The sequence below is a fragment of the Pseudomonas syringae genome, assembly GCF_000737245.1.
Taxonomy (GTDB): Bacteria; Pseudomonadota; Gammaproteobacteria; order Pseudomonadales; family Pseudomonadaceae; genus Aquipseudomonas; species Aquipseudomonas syringae_J.
In genome coordinates this window covers 1-301 of record NZ_JPQU01000105.1, presented here as the reverse complement: position 1 = coordinate 301, position 301 = coordinate 1, and the positions used below count along the sequence as shown (strand labels likewise).

The following is a 301-nucleotide window of genomic DNA, read 5'->3' as shown; positions in this document are numbered from 1 at the left end:
CATCAAAAGCATCTTCGTCACGCAATGCGGCGACCAGCGTGCGGCACTCATCATCCAGCGCCGTTATGGATTCCCAGTCGCCTGCTACCAAGGCATCGCGCAGCTTGCCGGTCAGCGTAGCGAATGCTTGTTTGCGTGGCTGCATGAAGGTCCTTGAAGGAAATCGAATGATTGGGCTAAAGCCGAACAAAAACCGGTATCGAAGAGAACACTTACGCCTTCGGCGCAATCTGATCCCAGGCCAGTTTGATCTCACCCAGCAGTTTGCCCACTTCGTTCAGCTTGTCGATATCGTTATGCC

Annotated in this window: 1 pseudogene; it reads right to left on the bottom strand. The window is 53.8% G+C overall.

Annotation, left to right across the window (positions count from 1 at the left end):
* Positions 1–212: 212 nt before the first annotated feature.
* Positions 213–301: pseudogene (locus IV01_RS27325) on the bottom strand (flagellar protein FliS); the annotation flags it as partial.